Raw genomic sequence first — 23,866 nt, forward strand, 5'->3', positions numbered from 1 at the left:
CCCGAAAAATATTTTGAATATTCCGTCTATCAAACGGGTGCTTCTAGTAAATTTACCTTATAATGAAAGATAAGTGCAACTCTGCTTCTGGGAATACACTTCAAAAACAAGGATAAGGAGTGTTGTCATGAAGAACCGAGTGAATCCGGAGCTGCTGCCGGGCTTGGAGCTGTTTCCAGACCTGGATCTCCGCCCGGAATATATGCCGGCGATCAGAGAGGGCATGGCGCAAATGAAGCCGGCCGAGGCGATTGCGGATGAGGCTGTCTCCATGAATGATGAAATCATTGCCGGGCCTGACGGCAATCCACTGCAGGTGCGGTTGTACCGGCCAAAGGCTGTCACGGAAGCCCTGCCGGCTCTGCTGTGGATCCACGGCGGCGGGTATGTGCTGGGGGATGTCGATGGGGATGATGAGCTTTGCATCCGGTTTGTAAAAGAAGCGAATTGCGTGGTTGCTTCGGTCAACTACCGTCTCGCTCCCGAGCATCCGTATCCGGCGCCGATTGAGGATTGCTATGCGGCGCTGAAGTGGATTGCGGATGAGGCAGCATCCTTGAACATTGACAGTGACCGGATTGGCGTGGCGGGTGCAAGTGCCGGCGGCGGACTTACTGCCGCACTGACACTGCTGGCCCGCGACCGGAATTATCCATCTCTTTGCTTCCAGATGCCGCTGTACCCGATGATTGATGACCGCAATAATGCTCCTTCCACAGATGAAGTCCGCGAAGGATTTGTGTGGAACAAAAAAACAAACGAGGCCGGCTGGCGCATGTATTTGGGCGAGCTCTACGGAACGGATGAGATTCCAGCTTATGCAGCTCCCGCCCGGGCCGAGGATTACAGCAATTTGCCGTACACCTACACATGTGTCGGCCAACTGGACCCGTTCCGCGATGAAACATTGACGTATGTAACGAAGCTTGCGCAGGCCGGTGTGGATGTGGAATTCCATCTGTATCCCGGCACCTATCACGGCTTTGAGGGCATCAATCCGGATGCCGACATTTCTGTCCGTACAAAAAATGAATACATCCAAGCCGTTAAGAATGGCTTCCAAAGGGTTGTAAGAGAAAAGGTGTAGACCTGTTACGGGAAAAACACTCACAATGGCTATATGCCTGTGAGTGTTTTTCCTTTTTGGCTTTCAGCCAGTTTTGCTTTTAAGCGCTTGATATCCTCTCTGGGCGGAAAGCCGAACATGCGTGAGTATTCCCGGCTGAACTGCGTGGGACTTTCATAGCCCACCTGGAATGCGACGTTGGCCGCATCTGTTGCTTCAGATAATAACAGGCGCCGTGCCTCCTGAAGCCTGAGCTGCTTTTGGAACTGAATGGGACTCATGGCTGTTACCTCTTTAAAATGCCTGTGAAGCGAAGAAGCGCTCATCCTTGCGATTTCTGCAAGCTCCTCAATCCGAATCGGCCGGTCATAGTGTTTCTTGATTTGTTCAATCACCTCTCTGATCCGGTAGATGGAGCTTCCCTCTGTTGCGATTTGTTTCAACGTATTCCCATGCGGCCCCTGCAGAAGCCGGTATAGAATTTCCTTCGTAAACAGAGGGGCGAATACCGGGATATCCTCAGGCGTATCCAGCAGACGGGCTAACCGGATTACTGCATCAAGCATCGGCAATTCGATCCGGCTGACAAACATGGCCCGCTTGGCAGGCTCTTTCAGGGAAGCTTTGGCTTCAAAGTCCTGTAACACCTCAAAGATTTGACCGGGCGTAAATTCAAGCTTGAGAGCCAAATAGGGATTGCTTGCAGTAGCCTCCACGATTTGGCTGGTAGCCGGCAGGTCGACGGACGCAACAAGGTAATGGGCAGGGTCATATGTAAAGCGCTCTTGCGCCAGCAGCACCTCTTTCCTTCCTTGCACGATGACACACAGGGAAGGGGTATAGACGCCGTGAGAGGGACCTGTGAGATCAGACCGGCGGATTAAGGATAAGGATGGAACAGCGGTCGTGTGAACACCATCCCGGCTTGTATAGCTCTCAATGAGTCTAGTGAGTACCTTCTGCTGTATATATAGTTGCTCAGACATGGGAACCCTCCTTGTACCTTCATTATGAATCCTATTGTACTGTTTGTTCATCCGCTGCGTAAACAGCTGTGCGAGAATTAGGCAAACATTTGGCAGAAATGGGCTAACAATCGTCTTCCTGCTTGTTCCATAATAAGGATGCAGGTATCAGCAGCATGAAAAGACATGCTTCAGAGGTTGAAGCAGATCGGCGAATGATGGGGAAGAAGGGAAGAGAAACGATGAAAAAGCGTACATTAGGCAAAAGCGGGTTGGAGGTTTCCTCAATAGGGCTCGGCTGCATGGGAATGAGCAGCGGCTTTGGTCCGGCTTCGGACAAGAAGGAGATGACGGCTCTCATTCATGAGGCAGTTGACCGCGGCGTTACATTTTTTGATACGGCAGAAGTGTACGGCCCGTATCTGAATGAGGAATTGGTAGGCGAAGCGCTTGCTCCGTTCAAGGGGAAAGTAGTGATTGCCACAAAATTCGGAATCCAAAATGTGAACGGCAAGCAGGTGCTTGACAGTAAGCCTGAGACCATTCGCCAGTCTGTTGAGGGCTCGCTCAAACGCCTGCATATTGAGGCCATTGATTTATACTATCAGCATCGGGTGGATCCCGATGTACCGGTGGAAGAAGTAGCCGGCACGGTGCAGGATCTGATCCGGGAAGGAAAGGTGAAGCATTGGGGTCTTTCTGAAGCAGGCGTGCAAACGATTCGCCGCGCACACGCCGTTCATCCGGTCACTGCCATCCAAAGTGAATACTCCATGATGTGGCGAAGTCCTGAAGAAGAATTGCTGCCGGCACTCGAAGAGCTTGGGATTGGCTTCGTTCCGTTCGCTCCCCTGGGCAAGGGTTTTCTGACAGGAACCATTGATAAGCATGCAGCCTTTGCCAGCTCTGATTTCCGCAGCATAGTTCCCCGCTTCCAACCGGAGAACCTGGAAGCCAATCAGACCTTGGTTGAGCTAGTAAAAAGGATTGCAGCAGAGAAACAGGCAGCGCCGGCACAAATCGCACTTGCATGGGTGCTTGCCCAGAAGCCATGGATTGTCCCGATTCCCGGCACGCGCAAATTGGAGCGGCTGGAGGAAAACCTTGGCGCAGCGGACATGGAACTGACTGCGGGAGAACTGAAAAATTTAAATGATGCACTCTCGAAAATTGAGATTGTCGGAGAACGATATCCTGCAGAATATGCAGGCAGAGTAGGCAAATAACAGGAGGATTTCATATGCAGAACGTAATGTTGAACAATGGCGTTGAGATGCCGATACTCGGCTTTGGCGTGTTTCAGATTCAGGATGAACAGGAATGCGAGCAGTGTGTATATGACGCGATTATGGCAGGCTATCGCCTGATTGACACAGCAGCCTCTTATTTGAATGAAAAAGCGGTCGGCAGAGCCATTCAGCGCAGCGGCGTGCCGCGCGAAGAATTGTTCATTACGACAAAGCTTTGGGTGCAGGATACCGGCTATGAAAATACAAAGAAAGCATTTTCCAATTCATTGGAGCGGCTGCAGCTGGACTATTTGGACCTGTATTTGATTCATCAGCCGTACGGTGATATATACGGTTCTTGGCGCGCGATGGAGGAATTATACCGGGAAGGGAAAATCAGGGCAATTGGAGTCAGCAACTTCTACCCTGACCGTCTGACGGACCTGATCCTCCATAATGAGGTGGTTCCTGCCGTAAACCAGGTTGAAACGCATCCTTTCTGCCAGCAAATAGAAAGCGCTGAGTTGATGAAGGAGCACCATGTCCAGATTGAGTCCTGGGGGCCATTTGCCGAAGGTAGAAATAACATGTTCCAAAACGAGGTTTTAGTATCGATAGCTGAACAGCATCATAAATCCGTCGCGCAAGTGGTTTTACGATGGCTGGTGCAAAGAGGAGTCGTTGTGATTCCGAAATCGGTCCATAAAGAAAGAATCATTGAAAACTTTAACATCTTTGACTTTGAGTTAAAGCAAGAGGATATGGAGGCCATCGCTGCATTGGATACAAAGGAGAGCCTGTTCTTTTCACATCGGGATCCTGAGATGGTGAAATGGATTGGCACTCGTAAACTTGATATTTAACCCCCTTCAAACAAGAACTGAACACTGCCCTAAAGCGATGGTATCGTTTTGGGGCAGTGTTCGCATTCAAGCGAGATTGCGTTCCTATCATGAAAGGTCGGAGCAGCCGTACCGTTCAGCTATTTGTAGGCAAGGCCCGATATCTCCAGCCGATACCAAGTAAATGGACCTTGCGGCAGCAGCCAGGAGATGTCCAGCTTCGTCGGCACCCGTATGCCGTCCATGACCTTTTGCTCCCTGACTGCTCCAACGCACTCCATCGGAACAGCTTGTTCATCGCTGTCCTTATAGCGCCACGCATGAATCTCCTGCAGCTCGCCGGCTTCACTGAACAAGAAGGTGGCCGACCCGGAAACATCATTATACGTCATAGTTGCTTTGGCAGATGTATGATCGATTCCCTCCCAAGTGATGTATGGCTGCAGCGCTGCTGATGGATACCAGGGCAGCTCCATCAAGTATCTTTGCAGCGAGGACTGGTCCACCTTGGCGTTATGTGACACACGGGCGACAGGAAGCAGGGAAGCGAGCTGAATAATCATGCTGCCGTGCCCTCCTTGAAACAAGTCGCGGCCGCTGACATGGAGAAACGGCAAAAACTTCATCCGTGCCTGCCAGAGGAAAGCAGGGACCGCAGTAGTTGTATACTGTTCTGCAACAGCCTCCGTCCATTTCTTCTGCTCCGGCTTCAGCTTCATCCAGCCATGCTGCCGCAGGTGGACGCTTCGGATGCTCCTGCGGCCGACAAGTCCGATGGCTTGCAGCCATCGCTGTACAGGTGCAGGGAGCTCCTGCAGCATATTCTCCGTAACTATCATTTCAGCCCCTGCGTCAGCTTGCAGCAGAGCCTGAATTTCGCGGTTGGTCTCTTGCTGAAAACGCCACTGGGCCCAATGCAGCAGAGCAGCCAGAGCAATCAGGAGGTTGGCAACCGTGCCAAGCTTCGCGTCCTGCCAGAACAGGATGACCAGCACCTGGGAAACAAGGACAGCTGGGAGACCAAGCGCCCACCAAGCTTTGCGGATGAATACGAGTACAGCTGCTCCTGCAAACAGCAGGGCAGCCATTAGCCATCCAACGCCGGCAGCTGTCGACATATCCTGCGACAGCGCTGCCAGGTGGGCGAGGCTGTGGAGCAGCAGGAGCACTATAATGAGAAATCGCATATATATCCCTCCCTTGGGAATTTATTCCTCGTGCATCCATATCTATTGTACACCTGCAAACACTCGTGTTTTAAAAGCAATGCGCAAAGTTTTGTTACGTGTGGAGAAAATAATTCCGAATGGAGGGATACGATGAAAATCATAACGGCTTCCATCTGCAGCCTGCTTCTTGCCTTATACTGTGCACAACCTGCAATGGCACTGTATTCAGAAAAGCCCATGACAACGGAGGAGGTATACGAAGCGGAGGGATTCACCAGCTTTGCAGCGGCAACAAAGGAATTTGAGAAGAGATTTCACGCAAAAGCAAGCCTTCCGCGCAGCATTCCTTTTTCCGTTCAGCACAGGTACAGCAGGGTTGACGGAAAGGATTCCCGTATCGTATATGAATACCTTGGCGAACAGGCTTCGGGAAATCAGCTTCAAATCATGGTGAGCCTGAAGCATTTGGGGAAGATGGAGGGCGGCTACCGCACTTCTGCAAAAGATGGGACAGCAATATACGTGTATCCGAGCTCCCATCCGGCGCTTCCAACAACCATGTATTTGAAGAAGGATGGTCTTCATTATTACCTCAGTCTGTTTTATCAGGAGAAGAAGGTAGAGGAACAGAAGCTTATGGAGATCATAGATTCCTTTCAAGGGCAGTTGCACAGAGCTGCCTAGGACTTTTTAGCTGTGTCTAACCCCTGCAGCCATCCAGCTCACAGGGGTTTTGGCGTTTCTCCGGCAGAATTGCCTTCTTTTTGCAGCTTTTGCACTATCGAAATGTTGCAAAATTGTCACAGTTCACAGGAAGCAAGGCGGAGAGTTCCTGATATGCTAATAGTGTGAGAAATTACCACAAATATCCTTATTTAATTTTGTGAAATATTGAACAAGGTGGAGTGAGGGATGTACAAGAAACAAGAGCGAATGCTGCTGCTGCTTGTTGCAGTTGTCGCGGGAATTATGGGTTTGGCGTTGTTGGGCCGGTTGATTTCAGGATAAAGGAAGGTGTCATATGGGAGCAGAATCCTCTGTATGGTTCAGCCGTCTGCTGACGGAGCTGACTTTGTCGTTTCATATCATTTACGCTACGATTGGTGTCGGGGTGCCGCTGATGATTATGCTTGCGCAGTGGGTTGGGATTCGAAATGGGGATGAGCACTACATCCTGCTTGCGCGGCGCTGGACCCGCGGCTTCGTCATCACAGTTGCCGTCGGCGTGGTGACGGGCACCGCCATCGGCCTGCAGCTGTCGCTGCTGTGGCCGAACTTCATGGAGCTGGCGGGAAACGTGATTGCCCTGCCGCTGTTTATGGAAACCTTTGCGTTTTTCTTTGAAGCTATTTTTCTGGGCATCTATATGTACACATGGGACAGATTCAAAAATCCGAAGAAGCACTTGCTGCTGTTGGTTCCGGTTGCAATCGGAGCTTCGTTTTCCGCTATTTTCATTACGATCGTGAATGCCTTTATGAACGCGCCGCAAGGCTTTGATGTGGTGGACGGCCAGCTGGTCAATGTGAACCCGCTTGTGGCCATGTTCAACCCGGCGATGCCGACCAAGGTGGCGCATGTGCTCGCCACCGCCTATATGACGTCCGCTTTTGTTCTGGCAGCCATTGCGGCATACCGGCTGCTGAAGGGCTCCCATCATGTGTACCACAAGAAAGCGCTGCTGCTGACGATGAAGCTCGGGCTAATATTCTCCATTGCTTCCGCCATCATCGGAGACTTTTCCGGCAAATATTTGGCACAGTACCAGCCGGAGAAGCTGGCGGCGGCCGAGTGGCATTTTGAAACAGAGAAAAATGCATCGCTCATCATGTACGGTGTACTGGCTGATGGCGAAGTCAAATATGAAATCCGTATTCCCTATGCGCTGAGCATCCTGGCCCACAACAATCCAAAGGCTGAGGTGATCGGGCTCGACCAGTTCGCCAAGGAGGACATTCCGCCGCTGTACATTCATTATTTGTTCGACATCATGGTGACCATCGGAGTGGGGCTGCTCTTCTTATCGCTTCTGTTTGTCATCGGCACATGGCGCGGCTGGCGCTTCGTTGCCGCGGGTTGGTTCCGGCGGCTCATCGTGCTGGGCGGCCCGCTTGCCATCTTTGCAATCGAAGCCGGCTGGTGGATGGCCGAGGTGGGGCGGCAGCCGTGGATTTTGCGCGGAATCATGCGGACAGAGGATGCCGCGACCACGAGCACCCATGTGGACACGATGCTCCTGCTGTTTGCGGCATTGTATCTCATCTTGGCGATCGGCAGCATAACGGTGCTGACGCGGATGTTCCGGCATAACCCGGTGGAACGGGAACTGGCGGACAGAGGAGGTGAGCACCGATGACGCTGGAGGTAATCGGCATTTCGGTGCTGTGGGTATTTCTGTTCGGCTATATTATGGTCGCATCCATCGATTTCGGTGCCGGCTTTTTTAACGCATACAGCACACTGACCGGGCGGGCGCATGTGCTGGCCAAGGTGATTCAGCGCTACCTGTCGCCGGTGTGGGAGGTGACGAATGTCTTTCTCGTCTTCTTTTTCGTCGGCATCGTCGGCTTTTTCCCGAAGGTGGCCTCCTACTATGGAACGGTGCTGCTTGTTCCGGCCAGTCTGGCTCTGATCCTGCTGGCCATCCGCGGCTCATATTACGCCTTCGTCACGTATGGGGGATTGCGGGGGAAGCGCTATACGCTTCTGTACGGCTTATCGGGCCTGCTCATTCCCGCCTCGTTGTCCATTGTGCTGACCATCTCGGAAGGCGGCTTTGTCAGCCGGCAGAACGGCGCGCTTGTGCTCGACTATGCGGCCTTGTTCACCAGCCCGCTGACCTGGAGCATCGTCGTGCTGAGCCTGACCGCCGTGCTGTATATTTCAGCCGTGTTTTTGACGTGGTACGCGCGTGAAGCGCGGGACAGCAGGGCCGAAGCGCTGCTGCGGCGGTACGCGCTGCTTTGGGCCGGGCCGGCCATTCTGACGGCAGCGGGCATTATGGTCGAGCTGCGGGCGCACAATCCGGGGCACTATGCCCGGATGCTGGAGGTGTGGTGGCTGTTCGCGCTGTCGCTCCTGCTGTTTGGCCGGTCCGTGTACCTCATTTGGAAAAAACGGCAGTACGGCACAGCCTTTCTGCTGCTGGCGGGGCAATTCTTTCTGGCATTTTTCGGATACGGCCTGTCGCATTATCCCTATTTGCTCTACCCATATCTGACCATCTATGACAGCTTCACAAGCGAGACCATGGGAATTGCCCTGATCATCGCGTTCATCGCGGGTTTGTGCCTGCTTATTCCATCGCTGTACCTGCTGTTTCGGCTCTTCTTGTTCGACCCGGACTATTTACAGGGGAAGCGTGACAACCATGCCTGAGGAGGGAGCAAGGTGACAGAGTTTCTCATTTTCTATGCGCCGTTTCTTGTCGTTGCCGGGGCAATTGCCGCCGCCTTCTGGCTTGCGCCGCGCGATTCCATGCTGAAAAAGTGAGCGGGGATATTCTCAGCAGAGGAGATATAAAGATATTGCAGAAATATATCAGTAGGGACAGCCGACCAAAAGGGTAAGAGGGACAAAAAGTAATGGTATTGCCAGTTTCCTTTTTCAGCTCAATTGCCTAACAACCGGGTAGGGATGTCCCTGCCCGGTTGCACAGTATCAATATGGAAACTCCACCGATAGTGCCGCGAAATTACATACTAACTTTACTGAAAGTTCCTGTGAGGAAATGAAAACAATACAGGAGGTACGACATGAGAGCTTGCGAGCTACAGGAAGCATTTCATCTGTTATGGGGAGCTGAAATTCTGACTACTTCTCTGGACCTATTGAAGGACACGCTTACTTTTAAACGGTGAGGAAAATGAATTCCCGCAGCTAACTTTCTTGCGGCAGCTCAATTTTCGGATTGGAAGACAGGAAGGTCTTATACAAAGTCAAGACATTGCCAGCTGGCCGTGTCTTCAAATGATGACCAAAAAAGAACGGAAAGACCGGATTTAACATTTATTTTTTCTGTCTATATTTATAAAATAATGTGTCCTTCTTTCTCTAAATCTATAACAAAATGGAATTTTTATGGAAATATAGACCGTTGATAGCGGTAAAATAAGCCTGTATAATCAGAATTGTCAGAACCATTTTATGGAAAATGAGGGAAGAGGATGAAGCCATTCTGGAAGAAGGTAACGGCGTTTTCTGTCATGAGTACGATGGCATGCTTTGTGGCGCTTCCGGCTGTGACAAGTACAGCTGCAACGGAAGTCACCGTACAGCAGGCGGGCAATCCGCAAGGGGCAAGTGTAATGGGCAATTTGCCAGGGGATACACCGGTCACCGTGGATGTTGTCATGAAGGTGAAAAATAAGGACAAACTGGCAGCATTCATTCAAGACACAACAACGCCAGGCAGCAGAAATTATCGCAAATATCTGTCCGTCGATGCCTTCCGCAAGGCATATGGAGCTGATGCAGAGAGTGTAAGGCAGGTCGTGGAATACTTGCGCGCATTCGGCATTCAAACAACTGTAGCCCCGAATAACCTCATTGTCACAGCAAACGGAACAGCCGCCCAGTTCAACAAAGCGTTCTCTGTTACCTTAAAAAAGGAAGAGTATAAAGGAGAACACTTCCATGGCTCCAAGGAAAATCCAAAGGTGCCGGCCCATCTTGGCAATAACATCCTCTGTATCTTAGGGTTAAGTAACTATTCCAGCTATACCTCCCACGCAGTGAAACAGACACCGCTGCTGGAAAACGGCGCTGTGCCGCAGGGGCCGCTGAGCCTGACTCCTCAGGATCTCATTCAGCATTATAATGTGCAGCCGTTATATGACAAAGGAGCAGCAGGCGCCGGCCAGACAATCGGCATTGTCACACTTGCCGATTTCAATCAGGAGGATGCCTATGCCTTTTGGAAGCAGGCCGGCATTTCCGTGAAGCCGAACCGCATCACGAAGGTTAACGTTGATGGAGGCTCCGGCTGGGACGGCTATGATGAAACAACACTTGATGTAGAGCAGTCCGGCGCACTTGCTCCGCAGGCAGATATCCGTGTCTTTGTCGGGCCGAATTCTGACACCGGTTTTGTAGATACATTTTCCACGGCCATTAATGAAAACAAGTCCCAGCAAATCTCCGTCAGCTGGGGCGAAAGTGAAACAGCGGTCAATTACCTCGTACAGCTTCAGCAGGAAACACCAAAATATGCGGAGGTCTTCAATCAGCTGTTTATGCAGGCTGCCTCCCAGGGAATCAGCATGTTTGCCGCCTCAGGAGATGAAGGCGCGTATGATGCGGCAAGAGAGTTCGGCCTATCCTCCGGTATTGCAGGCGCCACCTCGTTGTCTGTGGATACACCTGCCGACAGCCCGTATATTACTGCGGCCGGTGGAACGACTCTGCCATTCTCGCTGCACTCTGATAAGTACCAGATTGATATTACAAACAGTGCTGAACGTGCGTGGGGCTGGGATTATCTATATCCTTACTTCGATGCGCGCGGCCTGAATAACCCGGACGGCTGGGGAAGCCGGTATCTGGCCGGCGGCGGCGGCGGCTTCAGCCAGCTGTTTGCGACACCGGAATACCAGCGGAATGTGCCTGGGGTCAACCAGTACACAGCTGTGAAGCAATGGACAGAAAACGCGGATCAGTCCTCTTTGACAAGAGACACGGCTCCGACGATCGTCACGGGTAAAGGAAAGGGCCGCAACCTGCCGGACCTCAGCATGAACGCGGACCCGTACACAGGGTATAAGGTTTGGGTCAGCGATCCGGGTGCACCGGGGACAAATGCAGGCTATGCCACGTATGGCGGCACCAGCTTTGTTTCACCGCAGCTCTGCGGCCTGTCCGCCTTAATGAATAGCGCGAATGGCACACAGGCCGGTTTTTGGAACACGCAGCTGTACCGCTTCGCCCTCCAAAAGGATTCACCGCTTCATCCGCTGAATACAACAGGCCCACAAAATGACAACGGCTTCTATACTGGCACGCCGGGCACAGTTTACAACCAGGCTACCGGCCTTGGCACACCGGATATTGCGGCGCTTGCAAGGAAGTTTAATAGAAGATAGATCGAGACAGGCGCCAAATCTTTTTGGCGCCTGTTTTGGGAGCTCAAAGGAACGATGCCCTCTGTATAAAAAACATCCGGCTTTTTTTTACAGGTATAGGAGGAGGGGCATTGTGTGACCCGAAGAGCTATTAAATTGATGCAGGATTTTATACATAAAATATACTGTCCAAAAAGAGACGGTATGCCGCAGAGTCCTTGGCCTGTCTACATTGTATAAAATCCTGCATAGAGAGGGAGCCGCGCATGGAAGACAGGGACTTGCTGTGACTGGGTTTCCTCTATATCGCAACTTCCTATAGTGTGACATTACGTAAACTAATGGTGAATGGTATATACAGTCAAAAAGAGAAATACCTAACTTCCTTAAAATGGTATAATTAGAGAAATGGGAGGTGGACTAGTGAAAGGACTAATTAGTATTGGAGCAATATGTCTGGGCATTTTGGGTATCGCTGGCTGTTCAGATGCTAATGAAACAAAACAGGAAAAGGTGACTTCTGTTGCAACCATAACCAAAGTTGTACAGTTTCAAGGAAAAGAAGTGGTTTCTCTTGAAATTGGAAGTAAGAAAACAAATATTGTCAAGCAATTTAGCGATGAGTCCACTGTGCAAAAGGTTGTGGATGGTTTAGAGCATGCAAAGAAACGGGACAAAGTGCTTCTTGATAAGGAGGCATTGGACGCTTTAAACGCCGTACTGAAGGTCAAGTATAGAGGTGGAGAGCAGCAGGAGTATTTTGTTTGGTTAGAAGGCAATGGTGAGCAGATTATGGTTGTAGACAGTACAACGGACCAGCAGAGTGCAGGCTATGAAGTAAACGGTACTTACGCCAAAAATATCATGAGTCTGTTCCAGTGATGTGAATGTCCAAGGACGGATAGTGTGCCTCTCCAAACAGGAGGGGTTTGCTGTTCATTTTGAAGGGGGATGAAGGGATGCTCAATATCAATCCGATTGGCATTGTGATTCTAATTATATTTGTTCTTCTGCTGTTCCTCGCTTTTAAACGCATCATGAAGTGGTTTTCCAGATAAGCAACGCTTCCCCTCTGTTTGGGAGGGGTTTGCTGGTGATTGAAAAAAGGGGGCTGTTACTGTGGGGAGCGTCTTCGCATCGCTTGCATTACTCGTTTTAACATTGGCTGATTATGCTGTGTTCCATGAGGACAGTCAGCGGTGGCAGTGGTTTAAACAGCGAAGCAAAGCATCTCGTATGGGCATCTTAGGAGGCGTGCTGGTCAGCTTGTTTGTGGTCAATTTGCTGATTTATTGGTTTTAAGCAGGCATTCCTCTTGGGAGGGGTTTGCTGTTCGTAAGTAGGGTTGATATGCAAATGGGGAGATGTGTTGTGGAAAAATATAGGTTGGAAAAACACAGGAAAGTAATAGAGTCAACACGTGGAGTGGGTATATTCATTCTTGGCTTTTTAGCGAGTTCTCATTTCTTATTAGCATTAATATTGGCACTTGTACTTGGCTCAATGGACCAAATATTTATCAAGCCAAAATTAAAGCTCAAAAAGTGATAGTCAAAAATGACTTTCGAGAACGGGTGCAGTGCCTCTCCAGACAGGAGGGGGTTGCTGTGAAAGATGAAAGGGGAAATGTTCATGAGCGTTTCTGTAAAGTATCAAGACCGAATTCAGCAAGATTTAGAAAGTGGCGAGGAAATCCTTGATGTAGTTGCTGGAAAAACAGCACCCACTACTTGGGTTATGAAGTTATTTCCTGAAATTTCTTGGCTAACAAAAGAAAACATGCCGATGGTGTTGGCAATTACAAACCGCAGACTTCTTGTGTACAAGCAACAAATCAACTTAGACATCCAACTTGCAGTGGGAATTCACCGCTCTGATGTGGTGGATTACAAGGAGGTAAGTGGAGTTCTGAATGGAGCAGTTCAGATTACGCTAAAAGATAGCCAGTCCTTCAAGTTTGTCTTCAAAACAGAACGTGTAGAAGAAATTCTGGCGGAATTACGCACACAGGCATAAAGCATGTAAGGGTTGTACCTTATCAGATGCAACCCTTTTCAACTGCCAATAACGGATGTTACGTTAACTAGCCAGCCACATATCGTGCGGAGAGAAAGCGGAGTTTATTGCTGGTTATTCATAAGGGATGCTTGTTAAATAAAACTATGATGTACTAAGTCTAGCCCAATAATAGAAAAAGGCTGATCCAGATGTGAACTGGCCCCCAAAAGTTAGACACGGGCGTGTCAGGCAGCCTTTTTCTATTATTCAAATTCAGGGTATATCATTCGGAACGGTGGAAGTTTTTCGCAAGCTCGGGGCCGTCAACCGATTTAAAATTCCTTTGTAGCTGCAACTCATACACCATTCTGTTTGCTTGTCCCTTCAGCACATATGCACCATGGTATGCTTGGTACATGCCCCATTCAATGCCGTTTATGGTAAAGGAATTTAAATCAGGACTTGTTTCAAATAATGCCATAGATTTAGATGAAGCATATGCAGCTGAAACAAGGCCCCATGCATTAATGGCCCCTTCACTTCTAATTGAGGCAGCATTTTAGGATTCCTTTCATTATTTTGCTGCTGGTTTTAGTGGTCCGTAAAAGTAAGAAGCTGTGGCTCCGCCATCTATTAGGAAATCGGCCCCGGTGATGAAAGCTCCCTGCGGCATCATCAGTAATTCAGCCACATTTGCAACCTCATCAGCTGTCCCTGGACGTCCGGCAGGGCAATTGGCAAACATATTCTTATAAAATTCTCCTCTTGGACCATTGAACTCATCTATAGCTAATGGCGTTACGATAATCCCTGGAGAAATAGAATTGATACGAGCGCCCTTTTCTCCCCAACGTATAGATTCAAACATAACGCGCTTCACATTGCACCGTTTCGCCATTTGATAGGCGTGCAACGTATCCTTGATATTTTCAGGTCGAAGGACTTCCAGGCTAAGGAGTTCTTCAGTTGGCGTCATTGCCAGCTGCTCATCAATTTCGGTTCCTAATTGAGGCATTCTGTGTCCAGACTGACTGGAAATTGTCACCCCAACGCCTCCAGGAGCTATGACCTTACCTACTTCTTCCAGTAATACCGCCGTTCCGTACAAATCCACCTTCAAAATCACTTCAATAGGTGCTTGACTGGGTGACACACCGGCTGCATTGATAAGAGTAGTAATTTCTCCATACTTCTGACCTTCTGCAATCAAACGTAAAATAGATTCTCTGGAAGAAATGTCCGTTTCAACAGGCACCACATCAAATCCGGATTCTTGCATAATTTTAGCAATAGCGTTGGCATGATCCAGGTTCTTATCGCCAACAATAATTTTCTTGCCGAAACCGATTCTTCTGGCTATTGCCATGCCAATCTGTCCGGCACCGGTCCAAAGTACAACTTCTTTCATTTTATATCCTCCTTACTTTTATCTAGCCAAATGCCCTATATAAACACTAGCACCTTAATGTACAACTGTTTATTATAAAACTATTCATCATGCTTACAAGGATTAAAACAATGCAATTTGTTAATTAATGAACAGATTAGATGAAATTGTCCATAAACTTTTGTGAATCAAATCGTTCCAGAAATAAATATTGATTCGTTAATGAACAGATGTATATAATTACAAACAGATATGGAATGCTTACCATTGTTCATGATCTTATAAGAGAGTTTGGTGCATCTTATAATGCCTAAAATAGATAGAAGAATAGTCAAAAGCCAAGAAGCTATAAAAAAAGCCTTAGTCGATTTGATGGCTGAAAAACATTTTCATGACATTACAATACAGGATATTTCTGACAGGGCAAATGTAAGCCGAGGAACTGTCTATCTTCACTATGTGGATAAGTTTGATTTGCTTGATAGACTGATTGCGGAACATATTAATAAAATGGGAGAGATCTGCGAAGCGGCCTCCGCAGCAGAATATACAGAAGCGAATCTGCCTTGGTTTGAATACTTGAAAAATCATCACGTATTCTTTTCAACGATGCTGGCAAGTAAAGGTGCTCCTTCCTTTCGCAGACAATTTCATGAGTTTCTCATTGAAGAGTTTAAGGATGAAATAGATACAACAACAGGCAAAAACCAAGGATTACATGAAGATGTGATTCTTCAATTTATTGTAACTTCATATGTCGGGATCGTGGAATGGTGGATTATGAATGGAATGCCTTATCCACCTCAAGCTATGGCAGAACAAGTGGGAATACTACTCGAGAGAAATTTGTAAATGGGTCCTGACGGCAAAAGGCAGATCTTATACGTGAATACAAAAAGTCGAGTCCTGTACGCGAAGGATTCGACTTTTTTAGATTCGCCTGTTGCCCTAAAGGCCCGTTTGTTTAAGTACAATGTTTCACAACCTCATTCTTTTTGGAGACATACCACATTCGTTAGTCTCATACAAGTTTTGAAGCTTGGCATTCATTGTACGTTTTCCTGAAAAATAATAGACAGTTTCCATGTACTTGTTCATTAATGAACAAATCCTTCTTTTTTAGCACTGGCGAGGCTTTGCCAGATATCTATAATGAGAGTTAGGTGCTTCTACGCATCAGGGGAGGAATGAACAATGGAACGCTTATGGACGGGGGCATTTATCCGGATGACCGTCGGCATGCTTTTTCTTTTTACCAGCTTTTATGTGCTGCTTCCGACGCTGCCATTGTTTGTCAAGCAACTCGGCGGCAGCACCGCGCAGGTCGGCCTGACAACAGGAACCTTCATGCTGGCGGCTGTGGCGCTGCGCCCGGTGACCGGCGGGCTGCTGGATCGCTTCGGCAGGCGGCCGTTCCTCATGTGGGGGCTGGCGCTGTTTGTGCTGGCGATGTGCCTGTATAACTGGGCCGGCGCCATTCTTGTCTTGCTTGGGCTCCGCATCCTGCATGGGATGAGCTGGGCTGTATCCACAACTGCCATTTTTACGGCTATTACAGATATCATCCCGCCGGCACGCCGCGGCGAAGGTATGGGCTGGTTCAGCACCGCCATGACGCTCGCGATGGCGGTCGGGCCGCTGCTTGGCATCTGGCTGAAGGACAGCTTGTCCTATCACGCTTTGTTTCTCTGTGCGGCATGCCTCTCAGCTGCAGCGCTTCTGCTTATGCTTGGCGTCAGGATGCCGTTTGCACCGCAGGTACGCACAGGGAAAATGGAGCTGTTTGAACCATCAGTGCTGCCCATTGCCGCAGCTGTCTTTCTCATCAATATTGCCTATGGCAGCATCACTGCCTTTGTTCCGCTGTTTGCGGGCTCCATCAAGGTCAATTCCGGCACCTTCTTTCTTGTCTATGCAGCGACGCTTCTCCTGAGCCGCCCCGTGGCGGGCAAGCTTTCGGACAAGCGCGGCGAAGCATTCGTGATTGTGCCGTCTCTGGTCATTACGGCTTCAGCCTTGGTGCTGCTTGGCTTTTCCACCGGACTCTTCGGCATGCTGTCAGCAGCTGTGCTGTACGGAATCGGCTTTGGCGCCGCGCAGCCGGCGCTGCAGGCAGCAGCCATCCGTTTGGCCCGTCCGGAGCGGAAAGGAGTCGCCAATGCCTCTTTTTTAACGGCGACCGACCTTGGCATCGGCATGGGGGCCATTCTGCTGGGAGGCGTGTCACAGTATGCAGGCTACCCGACGTTGTTTATCATCAGCGCCGTGCTGGTCGCATGCTCCCTGCTTGTGTTTATATTATTGGGAAAGCGCTCGCTTGGGCGCAAGGAAACGCAGCCGTTGGTTCAATACAAATGAGTGGGGGAGAGCGTCATGAAGCTGATCGCGTTGGATTTAGATGGAACTGTTTTAAATTCGAAAAAGGAAATGAGTGCAGAAACACTCCGTGCCATTCAAAAGGCGCAGGAGCAGGGGCATATCGTAATGGCCCTGTCCGGACGTTCGGCAAAATCCATTCATGCTTTGCTGGATACATATAATTTGCGCTGCCCGGTTGGCAGCAATAACGGCACGTCCGTATTTGTGGATGGAGCGCTGATTGCCCAGACCTCCTTAACCCGGGCGCAGGCGCAGCAAATCGCCCTGGAGGTGGAGGAGGAATTCGTTCCGTATAACATGGCGACCAACAAAGGCATGTACGCGCCGCGGAACTGGAGCGAGCGGCTGGAGCTTGTGCTGTCATCAGGGCGCGTGCCGGAGGAGTATTACGGAAACAGCCATTATCAAATGTTCACGACGCCGCCGACGGTATACGGCCATACGCTGTTTGACCGCCAGGAGGAAATTGTACATAACGACGAGTTTACCATTCAAAAGTTTTTAATTCTAGGGCTGGACCCGGCGCAGAAGCAGCGGCTGCAGGGGAAGCTGTCAGCGATTGCGGAAACGCAGCTGGCGTCTTCGTCCCCGTTCAATTTGGAAATCACGCATATCAGCGGAAACAAAGGAAGCGCGCTGCAGGCCATGGCCCGCCATTTCGGGATTCCGCTGGCGCATACAGTGGCAATCGGCGATGAGCGGAATGACATTCCGATGCTGAACGTTGCCGGCCTCTCCATCGCGATGGAAAATGCGGAGGAGGAGGTAAAGCAGTGCAGCGACGTGGTGACGCTAAGCAATGATGAGCATGGGGTTGCCTATGCAATTGAGAAATATATTTTACAAGATTCATATGTGTGAAATAGGCTGGGAGGAACCGCACTTGTATACACGGCTGAAGCAACTATTTGCCATGCAGGGGTATGGCGTGCTGATGATTTGCATGCTGCTGGTCGGCATCGGCTTTTCTATTACATCGCCATATATTGCCCTGTATTGTACAGAGAAAATCGGCATGAACGCGGGCGCATTCGGTGCTTTTACTGCAGCGAGATCAGTCAGCGGCGTTGCATTTCTCTACTACATCATTTTGAGCGCAGCGGCCCATTCCTGGCAGCTGATCGCCGCGCAGCTCCTGCAAGCGACGTTTGTGGCGATTGTCATGGGCAACGGCCTCAGCTATTTTACCGAGCTGCTGCCGGAATCGCCGGGGCTTGCAACCACAATCTACTCCAATGGAAGCACCATTGGCAGATTGGCCGGCAACCTGGGCGGCGGCATGCTGGCCCAGGCAGCCGGGCTGCGCCATGTCTATGAGATCTGTCTCGTTGTGGTGCTGCTTTCCTTTTTGATTTTGTGGAGCTCCCGTCCTGCTGCCAGGGCAGAAGAAAAAAACAGGAACATGGCTGAATCTTCTTCTGGGTAAGGGGAACCGCTGTTAGCTGCAAAAATGAAGGAGCCCTGTCCTTCATTTTTGCAGTGCCTTCGCAAACTCCTCCAGCGTCATATCATACGTCACAAACACGCGCGGCAGCCGGTACAGCTCGTCTGCTTGCCCTTTCGCGACAAACACACCCTGCCGAATGGTGACTGCAAACTGATAGTATTTCTTCGTTTCCGCCACAACCTTGTCATCCACAAAACCGTACGGGTAGGAGAGGGCGATAACGGGCTTTCCGGTGATGGCCTCAAACTTCTCCTTCGAGCCCTTCAGCTCATACTCGTAGTTCGTAATATTCCGTAAATCGGGATGGGTGGCCGTGTGCGATTGAATTGAGAACATGCCTGAGTCCGACATTTCGAGGAGCTCCAGCCGCGACAAGCGGTTTGGCCGGTTGATGAAGTCGGCAATCGCAAAAATCGTCCCCGCCGGCTGAAACCGGTCATCCTTCAGCTTCGCAAACACCTTATAAGCATTCCACAAATTCTCGTAGCCGTCATCAAAGGTGACGAGAACGGGCTTTTCTACTTTGTCCGCTTCGCTCCACCGTTCAAAGGTCAGCAGTGTGTAGCCGTTGTCCTTCAAATATTGCATCTGCTTTTCAAAGCTTGCCGGCGACACGTACAAATCCCGGATGCCGCTGCCTTTGAACTCCGCAATGGAGTGATACATCAAAATGGGGATGGGCTTGGGGGCTGCGTGGGCAGAGAGGCCGTACGTCCACAGCAGCAGCGCCATAATGAAAATCCTCATAGAGTTCCCAGCTTTCCTTTTTCCCCTAGTATCCCCGATTATAACAAAAATAGCAGGGGTTTCCTGCTATTCGAAGGCGGTGGTTTGGTCCAGGAATTCCTGCAGCTCCTCTTCGCTTATATGCCCCTCCATATAATTCATCAAGGCCACGATGCTGCCGTGAATGAGATACAGCAGCTGATCCAGCGGCGTCTGCAGGGCCGGATAATGCTGCTCCGGCGCGAGCACGTATGCTTCGATGGCTTCCGCGCCGCGCTCGGCATATTGCAGAATCCGGCGGCCGCCGCTGATGAGGATATGCTGCGCTTCTTCCGCCAAGAAGGGGTGATGCACCAGAATGACGGGTCCTTCCTCGAGGCAGGCCTCTGCATCCAACACACCGAGGAGCGCCGGGACTGACAGAGAGAGGGGCGTCTGCCGGATGCTTTCCAGGGTGCGTTCCACGCTCCAGCGGAGAACATAATAGTCGCCTGAGGAAAACTCAATCGTCCGCTCATAGGTGCTTCCGGCGGCCGGCGCATCATGCCATTGTGCCAGCAGCCTCCGGTATTTCGCAAGCAGGCGCCCCAACTGCGGATAGTCCTGAAGCCTTTCGCTGCAGGCTCCCTCTATATATCTCTTTGAAAGCACGGTATCCAATTGATAGATGGGTGAGGTCATCGCAAGCCGCCTTTCCATTTGAATGGTACAGGGTATGAGCGGAAACGGCGGTTTAGTACGGGCGAAGCGCAAATTTCCAGGGGCGGGCCGGCGCAAACGTCTTCAAGCTTCCACTTTGTATTGCAATATGCAAACTCTATGTAAGTATGCCACTTTTCCGCCATTCAGTGTTAAAATGGTGGAAGACCAAGCATGCATCGATGTACATAGACCAAAAGGGAAGGATAGACGCACCATGAAAAATCGAAAGAAAACCATTCTCATTGCCGGACTCGCCGTACTCTCTCTTGCCGGAGGAGGCTTTGCCATGTACAACAGCGGGCAGGGCAAGGCACAGCAGGGAGCGAAGCTGGCTGTCGCGGAAGCAAAGCAGCTGCAGACAGACGAAACGGCTGAGCAGCAGAAGGTGGCAGAGCAGAAGAAGCAGGAAGAATTGAAGCAGCAGGAAGCGCAGGCGGCAGAGCAGAAGAAGCAGGAGGAACTGAAGCAGCAGGAAGCGCAGGCGGCGGAACAGAAAAAGCAGGAGGAACTGAAGCAGCAGGAAGCACAGGCGGCAGAACAGAAAAAGCAAGAAGAGCTGAAGGCCCAGACATCACAGGCCCGTACTCAGCCAGCCCCAAGCCCAGCGGCGGCAACACCGGCAGCTCCAGCACCGGCAGCAGCGCCGGCCCGCGCGGCAACAGTGGCGGATACGCTGAAGACAGTCAGCAGCAACAGCCAGCTTATTCTCGTGACCTCCAACGGCTATGGGACAAGCCAGGCAACCATCCAGACCTTTGAGCGCGACGGCCAGGGCCAATGGCGCGCGGTCCACCATGTCAGCGGCTATATCGGCAAATATGGCTTTGCCCAAGTCATGTCAGAAGGCGGCATGAAGTCGCCGCGCGGCAAGTACTCGATTGGAACCGCGTTCGGGCGCAGCGGCAATCCGGGCACGAAGCTGCCATTCCGGGCGATTACTCCGGATGACGTGTGGGTGGATGATTCCAATTCGCCGCTGTATAACACCTGGCAAAAGGCCTCCCAAAACAACGGACGCTGGAACAGTGCCGAAAAGATGGACATCCCGCAGTACACCTACGGCTTTGTCATCAATTACAACACCGACGCGCGCACGCCTGGAAAAGGCAGCGCCATCTTCTTCCATGTCAGCTCAGGCTACACGGCGGGCTGCACCGGCACATCACAGGGAAATGTCGTATCCATCCTGAAATGGCTCGACCCGGCCAAGAACCCGGTGATTATCCAGAGCCCGACCGGGGAGCTCGGCAGCTATTAAAAAGCAGTTCCGCGGAAATCAAACATAAGAATAACAAAGGAGCCCGGTCCCAGACCAGGCTCCTTTGTTATTTCACCGCAACCGGATGGTACGGGCTGCTGAAGTCGTATGGGTACAGCTGGGAATAGGTCATCTGGCCCGTTGCCGGGTTGTAGGCGAGAATTTGCACATAGCCTTTGCCGGACGGAATCCAATCCTTCACATAGGTGCGGTTGCTTGTGTTGACGCTCTTGATGCCGTATTCGATGCTGGTGACGCCGCTGCGGGTATTGGAAAGATCTGTGTGGCCGCCGTTATAGGCCATCGCATTTTCATCGCCCATGCGGACCGCATATTCCATGCCGCTGCCAAGATTGGTGAAGCTGACCCGCAGCACCCGTTCGGTGAAGTACGGATACTTCGGGCTGACCGGCTTGTCGTACGCGGAGATGCCGGTCAGCGAAGATGCCGGCATGGCGCTCTTGCTGCTGATGGTGACGCCTGACAGCTTCTTCCAGTAGGCGGCAACCGCCGGAAGTGTCTCAATCGGCGGCAGAGCCTGATTTTCCACGCTGTCAAGGTACGTAAAATCATAGCCGGACGTGCCGGTTCGGTTCAGCCGCGCCCGGAAGGCCGGGGGAGCAGCCATCTGCATGTAATCATCCGCCATAATTTCCGCAGGCGTCCACGCGTGGCTGGAGCCCAGGCCTGAGCCGCTCCAGCGCACCGGCATGCTGCTTGTGAAGCCGCGCAGCTTTGCCCAGCCCGTCGCAGGGTCATCTGTATGCTTTCCTTCCTTCTCCGCCAGCCAGTAGTTCGTGAACAAGTGGCCATACTCATGGGCCAGCGTTCCTCCGTAATCCAGGGGATTCTGGATGGTGTGCGCGTTAAACAAATAAATGACGCTTCCGTTTTCCACATGCATGCCATTGGATTGGCTTACAGTCCGGTACTTGAACAAACCAGCCCAATCGGAGCTCTCCGGCGTCACCCGGACCGCAGCGAGGCGTTCATACTCCGCTCCTTTCGGAAACTGCTGCAGGTAGGAATCCAGCACCTTCAGCTTATCGGCGGTCCACCCCGCATCATAGGACTCATACACCAGGCCCTGCGGGTTCGTATAGGTGGCGGCAATTGCATATTTCTTATACGCTTCGGGCGTGCCCCGGCCCATCGGCGCTCGGGAGACTGCCTGTTTGCTGCTTCCGCTGACCTCATAGGTCACCCGCTCGTTGCCCTCGATGACGGTATCTGTCGGCGGCTTGGCAAAGGAAGACTGCAGAAGAGCTTGCGTGAAAGCGGCTGGGAGCATCCCCTTGACTGACAGCCCATATAACACAAGGATGCCGGCAGCGATTGTGAAAAAAAGCTTTCTCATCCGTATACTCCTTCCTTCCATGGCTGTGGACGCATGATATTTGATAGGAGTATACAACAAGCTTCGGAATCTCTCAATCTATATAATCTGCCAGCTTGCTGTGCGGAAAGACCTTTCATGAAAATATTACAATTCAGCATGCGCAAGAGGGAATAGATGTAGGTATTTTGGCATAATTTTTAGCATACGGGGCGTTCTGTCCCCTGGGAGTGGAGGGAAAGGCTGTGCAGCTCATGTTTCGTATAAAAATCAGAGAGCTTCTGGCGAGAAGAGGCATGAACCAGAAGGATCTGGCCCTGGTTACCGGCCTTCGGGAGGCAACCATCTCGGAAATGGTCAATGATACCCGCACGAGCTACAACAAAAAGAATTTGCTGCGTATCATGGAGGCGCTGAAGGTGACCGATATCTCCGAGATTCTGGAGGTCATTGTTATCAAAGAATAAGGCAAAGAAGCCGCTTGTCCGGTTTCTTTGCCTACTCGTAGGTCTGGATAAACAGATCCTGCCCCTTCGTCCACTCCGCGTAGCACACTTCCTTCGCATCACGGATGTTCTGCAGCCGCAGCTGCTCCTGCAGCCAGGCTTTGTCCAGCTGATAATGCTGCAGATTCTCCTCCAGCACTTCACCGTCGCTGATGAGCAGAACGGGCAGACACTCATCTTGCTCCGGGATTTGCAGGTCAGTCCGGCTCGGTGCTTCCTGCAGAAATTTTTTCTTCACGCTGACTGTCCCGTCGCTTTCAAGCCAAGCGTACTGCACATCCCGCATCGAGAAGACATCCTTGGCCCGCAGGAGCTGCCGCAGCTGGTCGACATCAAGACGATTTTTCTTCAGCTCCGACCAGGCCAGCTTACCTTCCTTAATGAGCAGTGAAGCTGTTCCCTCCAGCACGCCCCGCGCTTTGCGGAACTTCTGCGTCAGGCGCTCGGTTATATAAATGAGCCCGCCCCAAATGGTGATGGCAAACAGAATTTTGCCGACATGCGTTTCGTGGTCATACACCGCATCGCCGACCAGGTTGCCGAGCACCAGCGCTGATACAAAGTCGAAGGGAGTAATCTGGCTGATTTGTGTTTTGCCAAGAAACTTTATTACGATAAATAAATAAATGTAGCCTACGATTAGCTCCACGGACAGATGCAGCCAGCTGCTCATGTGTTCTCCGCTCCTTCACATCCTGCTATATATTCCCTTATCTCCCTCTAGTATGAGCAAGTTTTTAAGCCGCATGCGTGTTTCTGATTCAAATTCCGAAGACCGTATGTCAAAATAGAGAGAG

At 50.9% G+C, this 23,866-nt stretch carries 24 protein-coding genes; 17 read left to right on the plus strand and 7 right to left on the minus strand.

The window, feature by feature from the left end:
• The first annotated feature begins 127 nt into the window (after nucleotides 1-127).
• Nucleotides 128-1,087, plus strand: coding sequence for an alpha/beta hydrolase (locus tag NK662_RS16500; RefSeq protein ID WP_254760040.1), 960 nt, complete (start codon nucleotides 128-130; stop codon nucleotides 1,085-1,087).
• Nucleotides 1,088-1,116: 29 nt separating this feature from the next.
• Here the strand turns inward: NK662_RS16500 and NK662_RS16505 are convergent, their stop codons facing one another.
• Nucleotides 1,117-2,052 (minus strand): AraC family transcriptional regulator, encoded by a 936-nt coding sequence (locus NK662_RS16505; protein ID WP_254760041.1) that lies wholly within the window; start codon nucleotides 2,050-2,052, stop codon nucleotides 1,117-1,119.
• Nucleotides 2,053-2,273: 221 nt separating this feature from the next.
• On the opposite strand from NK662_RS16505, the gene NK662_RS16510 reads away from it, so the two are divergent.
• Complete coding sequence (locus tag NK662_RS16510) at nucleotides 2,274-3,257, plus strand: aldo/keto reductase (protein ID WP_254760042.1); 984 nt, start codon at nucleotides 2,274-2,276, stop codon at nucleotides 3,255-3,257.
• A gap of 14 nt (nucleotides 3,258-3,271) precedes the next feature.
• Complete coding sequence (locus NK662_RS16515; RefSeq protein WP_254760043.1) at nucleotides 3,272-4,123, plus strand: aldo/keto reductase; 852 nt, start codon at nucleotides 3,272-3,274, stop codon at nucleotides 4,121-4,123.
• A gap of 119 nt (nucleotides 4,124-4,242) precedes the next feature.
• Here NK662_RS16515 and NK662_RS16520 read toward each other — a convergent pair whose 3' ends face one another.
• Nucleotides 4,243-5,289, minus strand: a complete 1,047-nt coding sequence (locus tag NK662_RS16520) for a DUF6920 family protein (RefSeq protein WP_254760044.1) — start codon at nucleotides 5,287-5,289, stop codon at nucleotides 4,243-4,245.
• A 132-nt stretch (nucleotides 5,290-5,421) separates the two neighbouring features.
• On the opposite strand from NK662_RS16520, the gene NK662_RS16525 reads away from it, so the two are divergent.
• The 8 genes from NK662_RS16525 (at nucleotide 5,422) to NK662_RS16555 (ending at nucleotide 13,346) form a co-directional block, all read left to right on the plus strand.
• Nucleotides 5,422-5,955, plus strand: a complete 534-nt coding sequence (locus NK662_RS16525) for a hypothetical protein (RefSeq protein ID WP_254760045.1) — start codon at nucleotides 5,422-5,424, stop codon at nucleotides 5,953-5,955.
• A gap of 337 nt (nucleotides 5,956-6,292) precedes the next feature.
• Nucleotides 6,293-7,627 carry a cytochrome ubiquinol oxidase subunit I gene (locus NK662_RS16530; protein WP_254760046.1) on the plus strand — a complete coding sequence of 445 codons (1,335 nt, stop codon included), beginning with the start codon at nucleotides 6,293-6,295 and terminating at the stop codon, nucleotides 7,625-7,627.
• Nucleotides 7,624-8,649, plus strand: a complete 1,026-nt coding sequence (locus tag NK662_RS16535) for a cytochrome d ubiquinol oxidase subunit II (protein ID WP_254760047.1) — start codon at nucleotides 7,624-7,626, stop codon at nucleotides 8,647-8,649. The genes NK662_RS16530 and NK662_RS16535 overlap by 4 nt, the downstream gene beginning before the upstream one ends.
• Before the next feature lie 12 nt (nucleotides 8,650-8,661).
• On the plus strand, nucleotides 8,662-8,763 hold the full coding sequence (cydS, locus tag NK662_RS24370; RefSeq protein WP_438503635.1) for a cytochrome bd oxidase small subunit CydS family protein: 102 nt from the start codon (nucleotides 8,662-8,664) through the stop codon (nucleotides 8,761-8,763).
• A 674-nt stretch (nucleotides 8,764-9,437) separates the two neighbouring features.
• On the plus strand, nucleotides 9,438-11,351 hold the full coding sequence (locus tag NK662_RS16540; protein WP_254760048.1) for a S53 family peptidase: 1,914 nt from the start codon (nucleotides 9,438-9,440) through the stop codon (nucleotides 11,349-11,351).
• A gap of 402 nt (nucleotides 11,352-11,753) precedes the next feature.
• Nucleotides 11,754-12,212 carry a hypothetical protein gene (locus tag NK662_RS16545; protein WP_254760049.1) on the plus strand — a complete coding sequence of 153 codons (459 nt, stop codon included), beginning with the start codon at nucleotides 11,754-11,756 and terminating at the stop codon, nucleotides 12,210-12,212.
• A 237-nt stretch (nucleotides 12,213-12,449) separates the two neighbouring features.
• Nucleotides 12,450-12,632, plus strand: coding sequence for a hypothetical protein (locus NK662_RS16550; RefSeq protein WP_254760050.1), 183 nt, complete (start codon nucleotides 12,450-12,452; stop codon nucleotides 12,630-12,632).
• Between the two features lie 330 nt (nucleotides 12,633-12,962).
• The gene (locus NK662_RS16555) at nucleotides 12,963-13,346 is read left to right on the plus strand and encodes a hypothetical protein (RefSeq protein WP_254760051.1); all 384 of its coding nucleotides are present in this window, start codon (nucleotides 12,963-12,965) and stop codon (nucleotides 13,344-13,346) included.
• 556 nt (nucleotides 13,347-13,902) lie between these two features.
• Here NK662_RS16555 and NK662_RS16560 read toward each other — a convergent pair.
• The gene (locus tag NK662_RS16560; RefSeq protein ID WP_254760052.1) at nucleotides 13,903-14,736 is read right to left on the minus strand and encodes an SDR family oxidoreductase; all 834 of its coding nucleotides are present in this window, start codon (nucleotides 14,734-14,736) and stop codon (nucleotides 13,903-13,905) included.
• Nucleotides 14,737-15,021: 285 nt separating this feature from the next.
• On the opposite strand from NK662_RS16560, the gene NK662_RS16565 reads away from it, so the two are divergent.
• The 4 genes from NK662_RS16565 (at nucleotide 15,022) to NK662_RS16580 (ending at nucleotide 18,520) form a co-directional block, all read left to right on the plus strand.
• Nucleotides 15,022-15,567, plus strand: coding sequence for a TetR/AcrR family transcriptional regulator (locus tag NK662_RS16565; RefSeq protein ID WP_254760053.1), 546 nt, complete (start codon nucleotides 15,022-15,024; stop codon nucleotides 15,565-15,567).
• Nucleotides 15,568-15,909: 342 nt separating this feature from the next.
• Nucleotides 15,910-17,073 carry an MFS transporter gene (locus NK662_RS16570; RefSeq protein WP_254760054.1) on the plus strand — a complete coding sequence of 388 codons (1,164 nt, stop codon included), beginning with the start codon at nucleotides 15,910-15,912 and terminating at the stop codon, nucleotides 17,071-17,073.
• Nucleotides 17,074-17,088: 15 nt separating this feature from the next.
• The gene (locus NK662_RS16575; RefSeq protein WP_254760055.1) at nucleotides 17,089-17,955 is read left to right on the plus strand and encodes a Cof-type HAD-IIB family hydrolase; all 867 of its coding nucleotides are present in this window, start codon (nucleotides 17,089-17,091) and stop codon (nucleotides 17,953-17,955) included.
• A 22-nt stretch (nucleotides 17,956-17,977) separates the two neighbouring features.
• Nucleotides 17,978-18,520, plus strand: coding sequence for an MFS transporter (locus NK662_RS16580; RefSeq protein WP_254760056.1), 543 nt, complete (start codon nucleotides 17,978-17,980; stop codon nucleotides 18,518-18,520).
• A 42-nt stretch (nucleotides 18,521-18,562) separates the two neighbouring features.
• Here NK662_RS16580 and NK662_RS16585 read toward each other — a convergent pair whose 3' ends face one another.
• Both NK662_RS16585 and NK662_RS16590 read right to left on the minus strand, forming a co-directional pair.
• Nucleotides 18,563-19,288: a polysaccharide deacetylase family protein gene (locus NK662_RS16585; protein WP_254760057.1), complete on the minus strand. Its 726-nt coding sequence runs from the start codon at nucleotides 19,286-19,288 to the stop codon at nucleotides 18,563-18,565.
• A gap of 66 nt (nucleotides 19,289-19,354) precedes the next feature.
• Nucleotides 19,355-19,948, minus strand: a complete 594-nt coding sequence (locus NK662_RS16590) for a hypothetical protein (protein WP_254760058.1) — start codon at nucleotides 19,946-19,948, stop codon at nucleotides 19,355-19,357.
• A 235-nt stretch (nucleotides 19,949-20,183) separates the two neighbouring features.
• On the opposite strand from NK662_RS16590, the gene NK662_RS16595 reads away from it, so the two are divergent.
• Nucleotides 20,184-21,227: a hypothetical protein gene (locus NK662_RS16595; protein WP_254760059.1), complete on the plus strand. Its 1,044-nt coding sequence runs from the start codon at nucleotides 20,184-20,186 to the stop codon at nucleotides 21,225-21,227.
• Nucleotides 21,228-21,294: 67 nt separating this feature from the next.
• Here the strand turns inward: NK662_RS16595 and NK662_RS16600 are convergent, their stop codons facing one another.
• Nucleotides 21,295-22,584, minus strand: a complete 1,290-nt coding sequence (locus NK662_RS16600; protein WP_254760060.1) for a hypothetical protein — start codon at nucleotides 22,582-22,584, stop codon at nucleotides 21,295-21,297.
• Between the two features lie 233 nt (nucleotides 22,585-22,817).
• Here NK662_RS16600 and NK662_RS16605 point away from each other — a divergent pair, with 233 nt between their 5' ends.
• Nucleotides 22,818-23,030 (plus strand): helix-turn-helix domain-containing protein, encoded by a 213-nt coding sequence (locus NK662_RS16605; RefSeq protein ID WP_254760073.1) that lies wholly within the window; start codon nucleotides 22,818-22,820, stop codon nucleotides 23,028-23,030.
• Nucleotides 23,031-23,061: 31 nt separating this feature from the next.
• Here the strand turns inward: NK662_RS16605 and NK662_RS16610 are convergent, their stop codons facing one another.
• Nucleotides 23,062-23,742: a YetF domain-containing protein gene (locus NK662_RS16610; RefSeq protein WP_254760061.1), complete on the minus strand. Its 681-nt coding sequence runs from the start codon at nucleotides 23,740-23,742 to the stop codon at nucleotides 23,062-23,064.
• Between the last annotated feature and the right edge of the window lie 124 nt (nucleotides 23,743-23,866).

This window comes from Ectobacillus ponti (genome assembly GCF_024294785.1).
GTDB classification, from domain to species: domain Bacteria; phylum Bacillota; class Bacilli; order Bacillales; family Bacillaceae_G; genus Ectobacillus; species Ectobacillus ponti.

Coding starts and splice junctions, on each gene's coding strand:
- NK662_RS16515 (WP_254760043.1), top strand. CDS start 3,272: ATGCAGAACGTAATGTTGAACAATGGCGTTGAGATGCCGATACTCGGC.
- NK662_RS16535 (WP_254760047.1), top strand. CDS start 7,624: ATGACGCTGGAGGTAATCGGCATTTCGGTGCTGTGGGTATTTCTGTTC.
- NK662_RS16570 (WP_254760054.1), top strand. CDS start 15,910: ATGGAACGCTTATGGACGGGGGCATTTATCCGGATGACCGTCGGCATG.
- NK662_RS16590 (WP_254760058.1), bottom strand. CDS start 19,948: ATGACCTCACCCATCTATCAATTGGATACCGTGCTTTCAAAGAGATAT.
- NK662_RS16500 (WP_254760040.1), top strand. CDS start 128: ATGAAGAACCGAGTGAATCCGGAGCTGCTGCCGGGCTTGGAGCTGTTT.
- NK662_RS16555 (WP_254760051.1), top strand. CDS start 12,963: ATGAGCGTTTCTGTAAAGTATCAAGACCGAATTCAGCAAGATTTAGAA.
- NK662_RS16525 (WP_254760045.1), top strand. CDS start 5,422: ATGAAAATCATAACGGCTTCCATCTGCAGCCTGCTTCTTGCCTTATAC.
- NK662_RS16530 (WP_254760046.1), top strand. CDS start 6,293: ATGGGAGCAGAATCCTCTGTATGGTTCAGCCGTCTGCTGACGGAGCTG.
- NK662_RS16610 (WP_254760061.1), bottom strand. CDS start 23,742: ATGAGCAGCTGGCTGCATCTGTCCGTGGAGCTAATCGTAGGCTACATT.
- NK662_RS16520 (WP_254760044.1), bottom strand. CDS start 5,289: ATGCGATTTCTCATTATAGTGCTCCTGCTGCTCCACAGCCTCGCCCAC.
- NK662_RS16510 (WP_254760042.1), top strand. CDS start 2,274: ATGAAAAAGCGTACATTAGGCAAAAGCGGGTTGGAGGTTTCCTCAATA.
- NK662_RS16605 (WP_254760073.1), top strand. CDS start 22,818: ATGTTTCGTATAAAAATCAGAGAGCTTCTGGCGAGAAGAGGCATGAAC.
- NK662_RS16560 (WP_254760052.1), bottom strand. CDS start 14,736: ATGAAAGAAGTTGTACTTTGGACCGGTGCCGGACAGATTGGCATGGCA.
- NK662_RS16585 (WP_254760057.1), bottom strand. CDS start 19,288: ATGAGGATTTTCATTATGGCGCTGCTGCTGTGGACGTACGGCCTCTCT.
- NK662_RS16565 (WP_254760053.1), top strand. CDS start 15,022: ATGCCTAAAATAGATAGAAGAATAGTCAAAAGCCAAGAAGCTATAAAA.
- NK662_RS16600 (WP_254760060.1), bottom strand. CDS start 22,584: ATGAGAAAGCTTTTTTTCACAATCGCTGCCGGCATCCTTGTGTTATAT.
- NK662_RS16575 (WP_254760055.1), top strand. CDS start 17,089: ATGAAGCTGATCGCGTTGGATTTAGATGGAACTGTTTTAAATTCGAAA.
- NK662_RS16540 (WP_254760048.1), top strand. CDS start 9,438: ATGAAGCCATTCTGGAAGAAGGTAACGGCGTTTTCTGTCATGAGTACG.
- NK662_RS16505 (WP_254760041.1), bottom strand. CDS start 2,052: ATGTCTGAGCAACTATATATACAGCAGAAGGTACTCACTAGACTCATT.
- NK662_RS16595 (WP_254760059.1), top strand. CDS start 20,184: ATGAAAAATCGAAAGAAAACCATTCTCATTGCCGGACTCGCCGTACTC.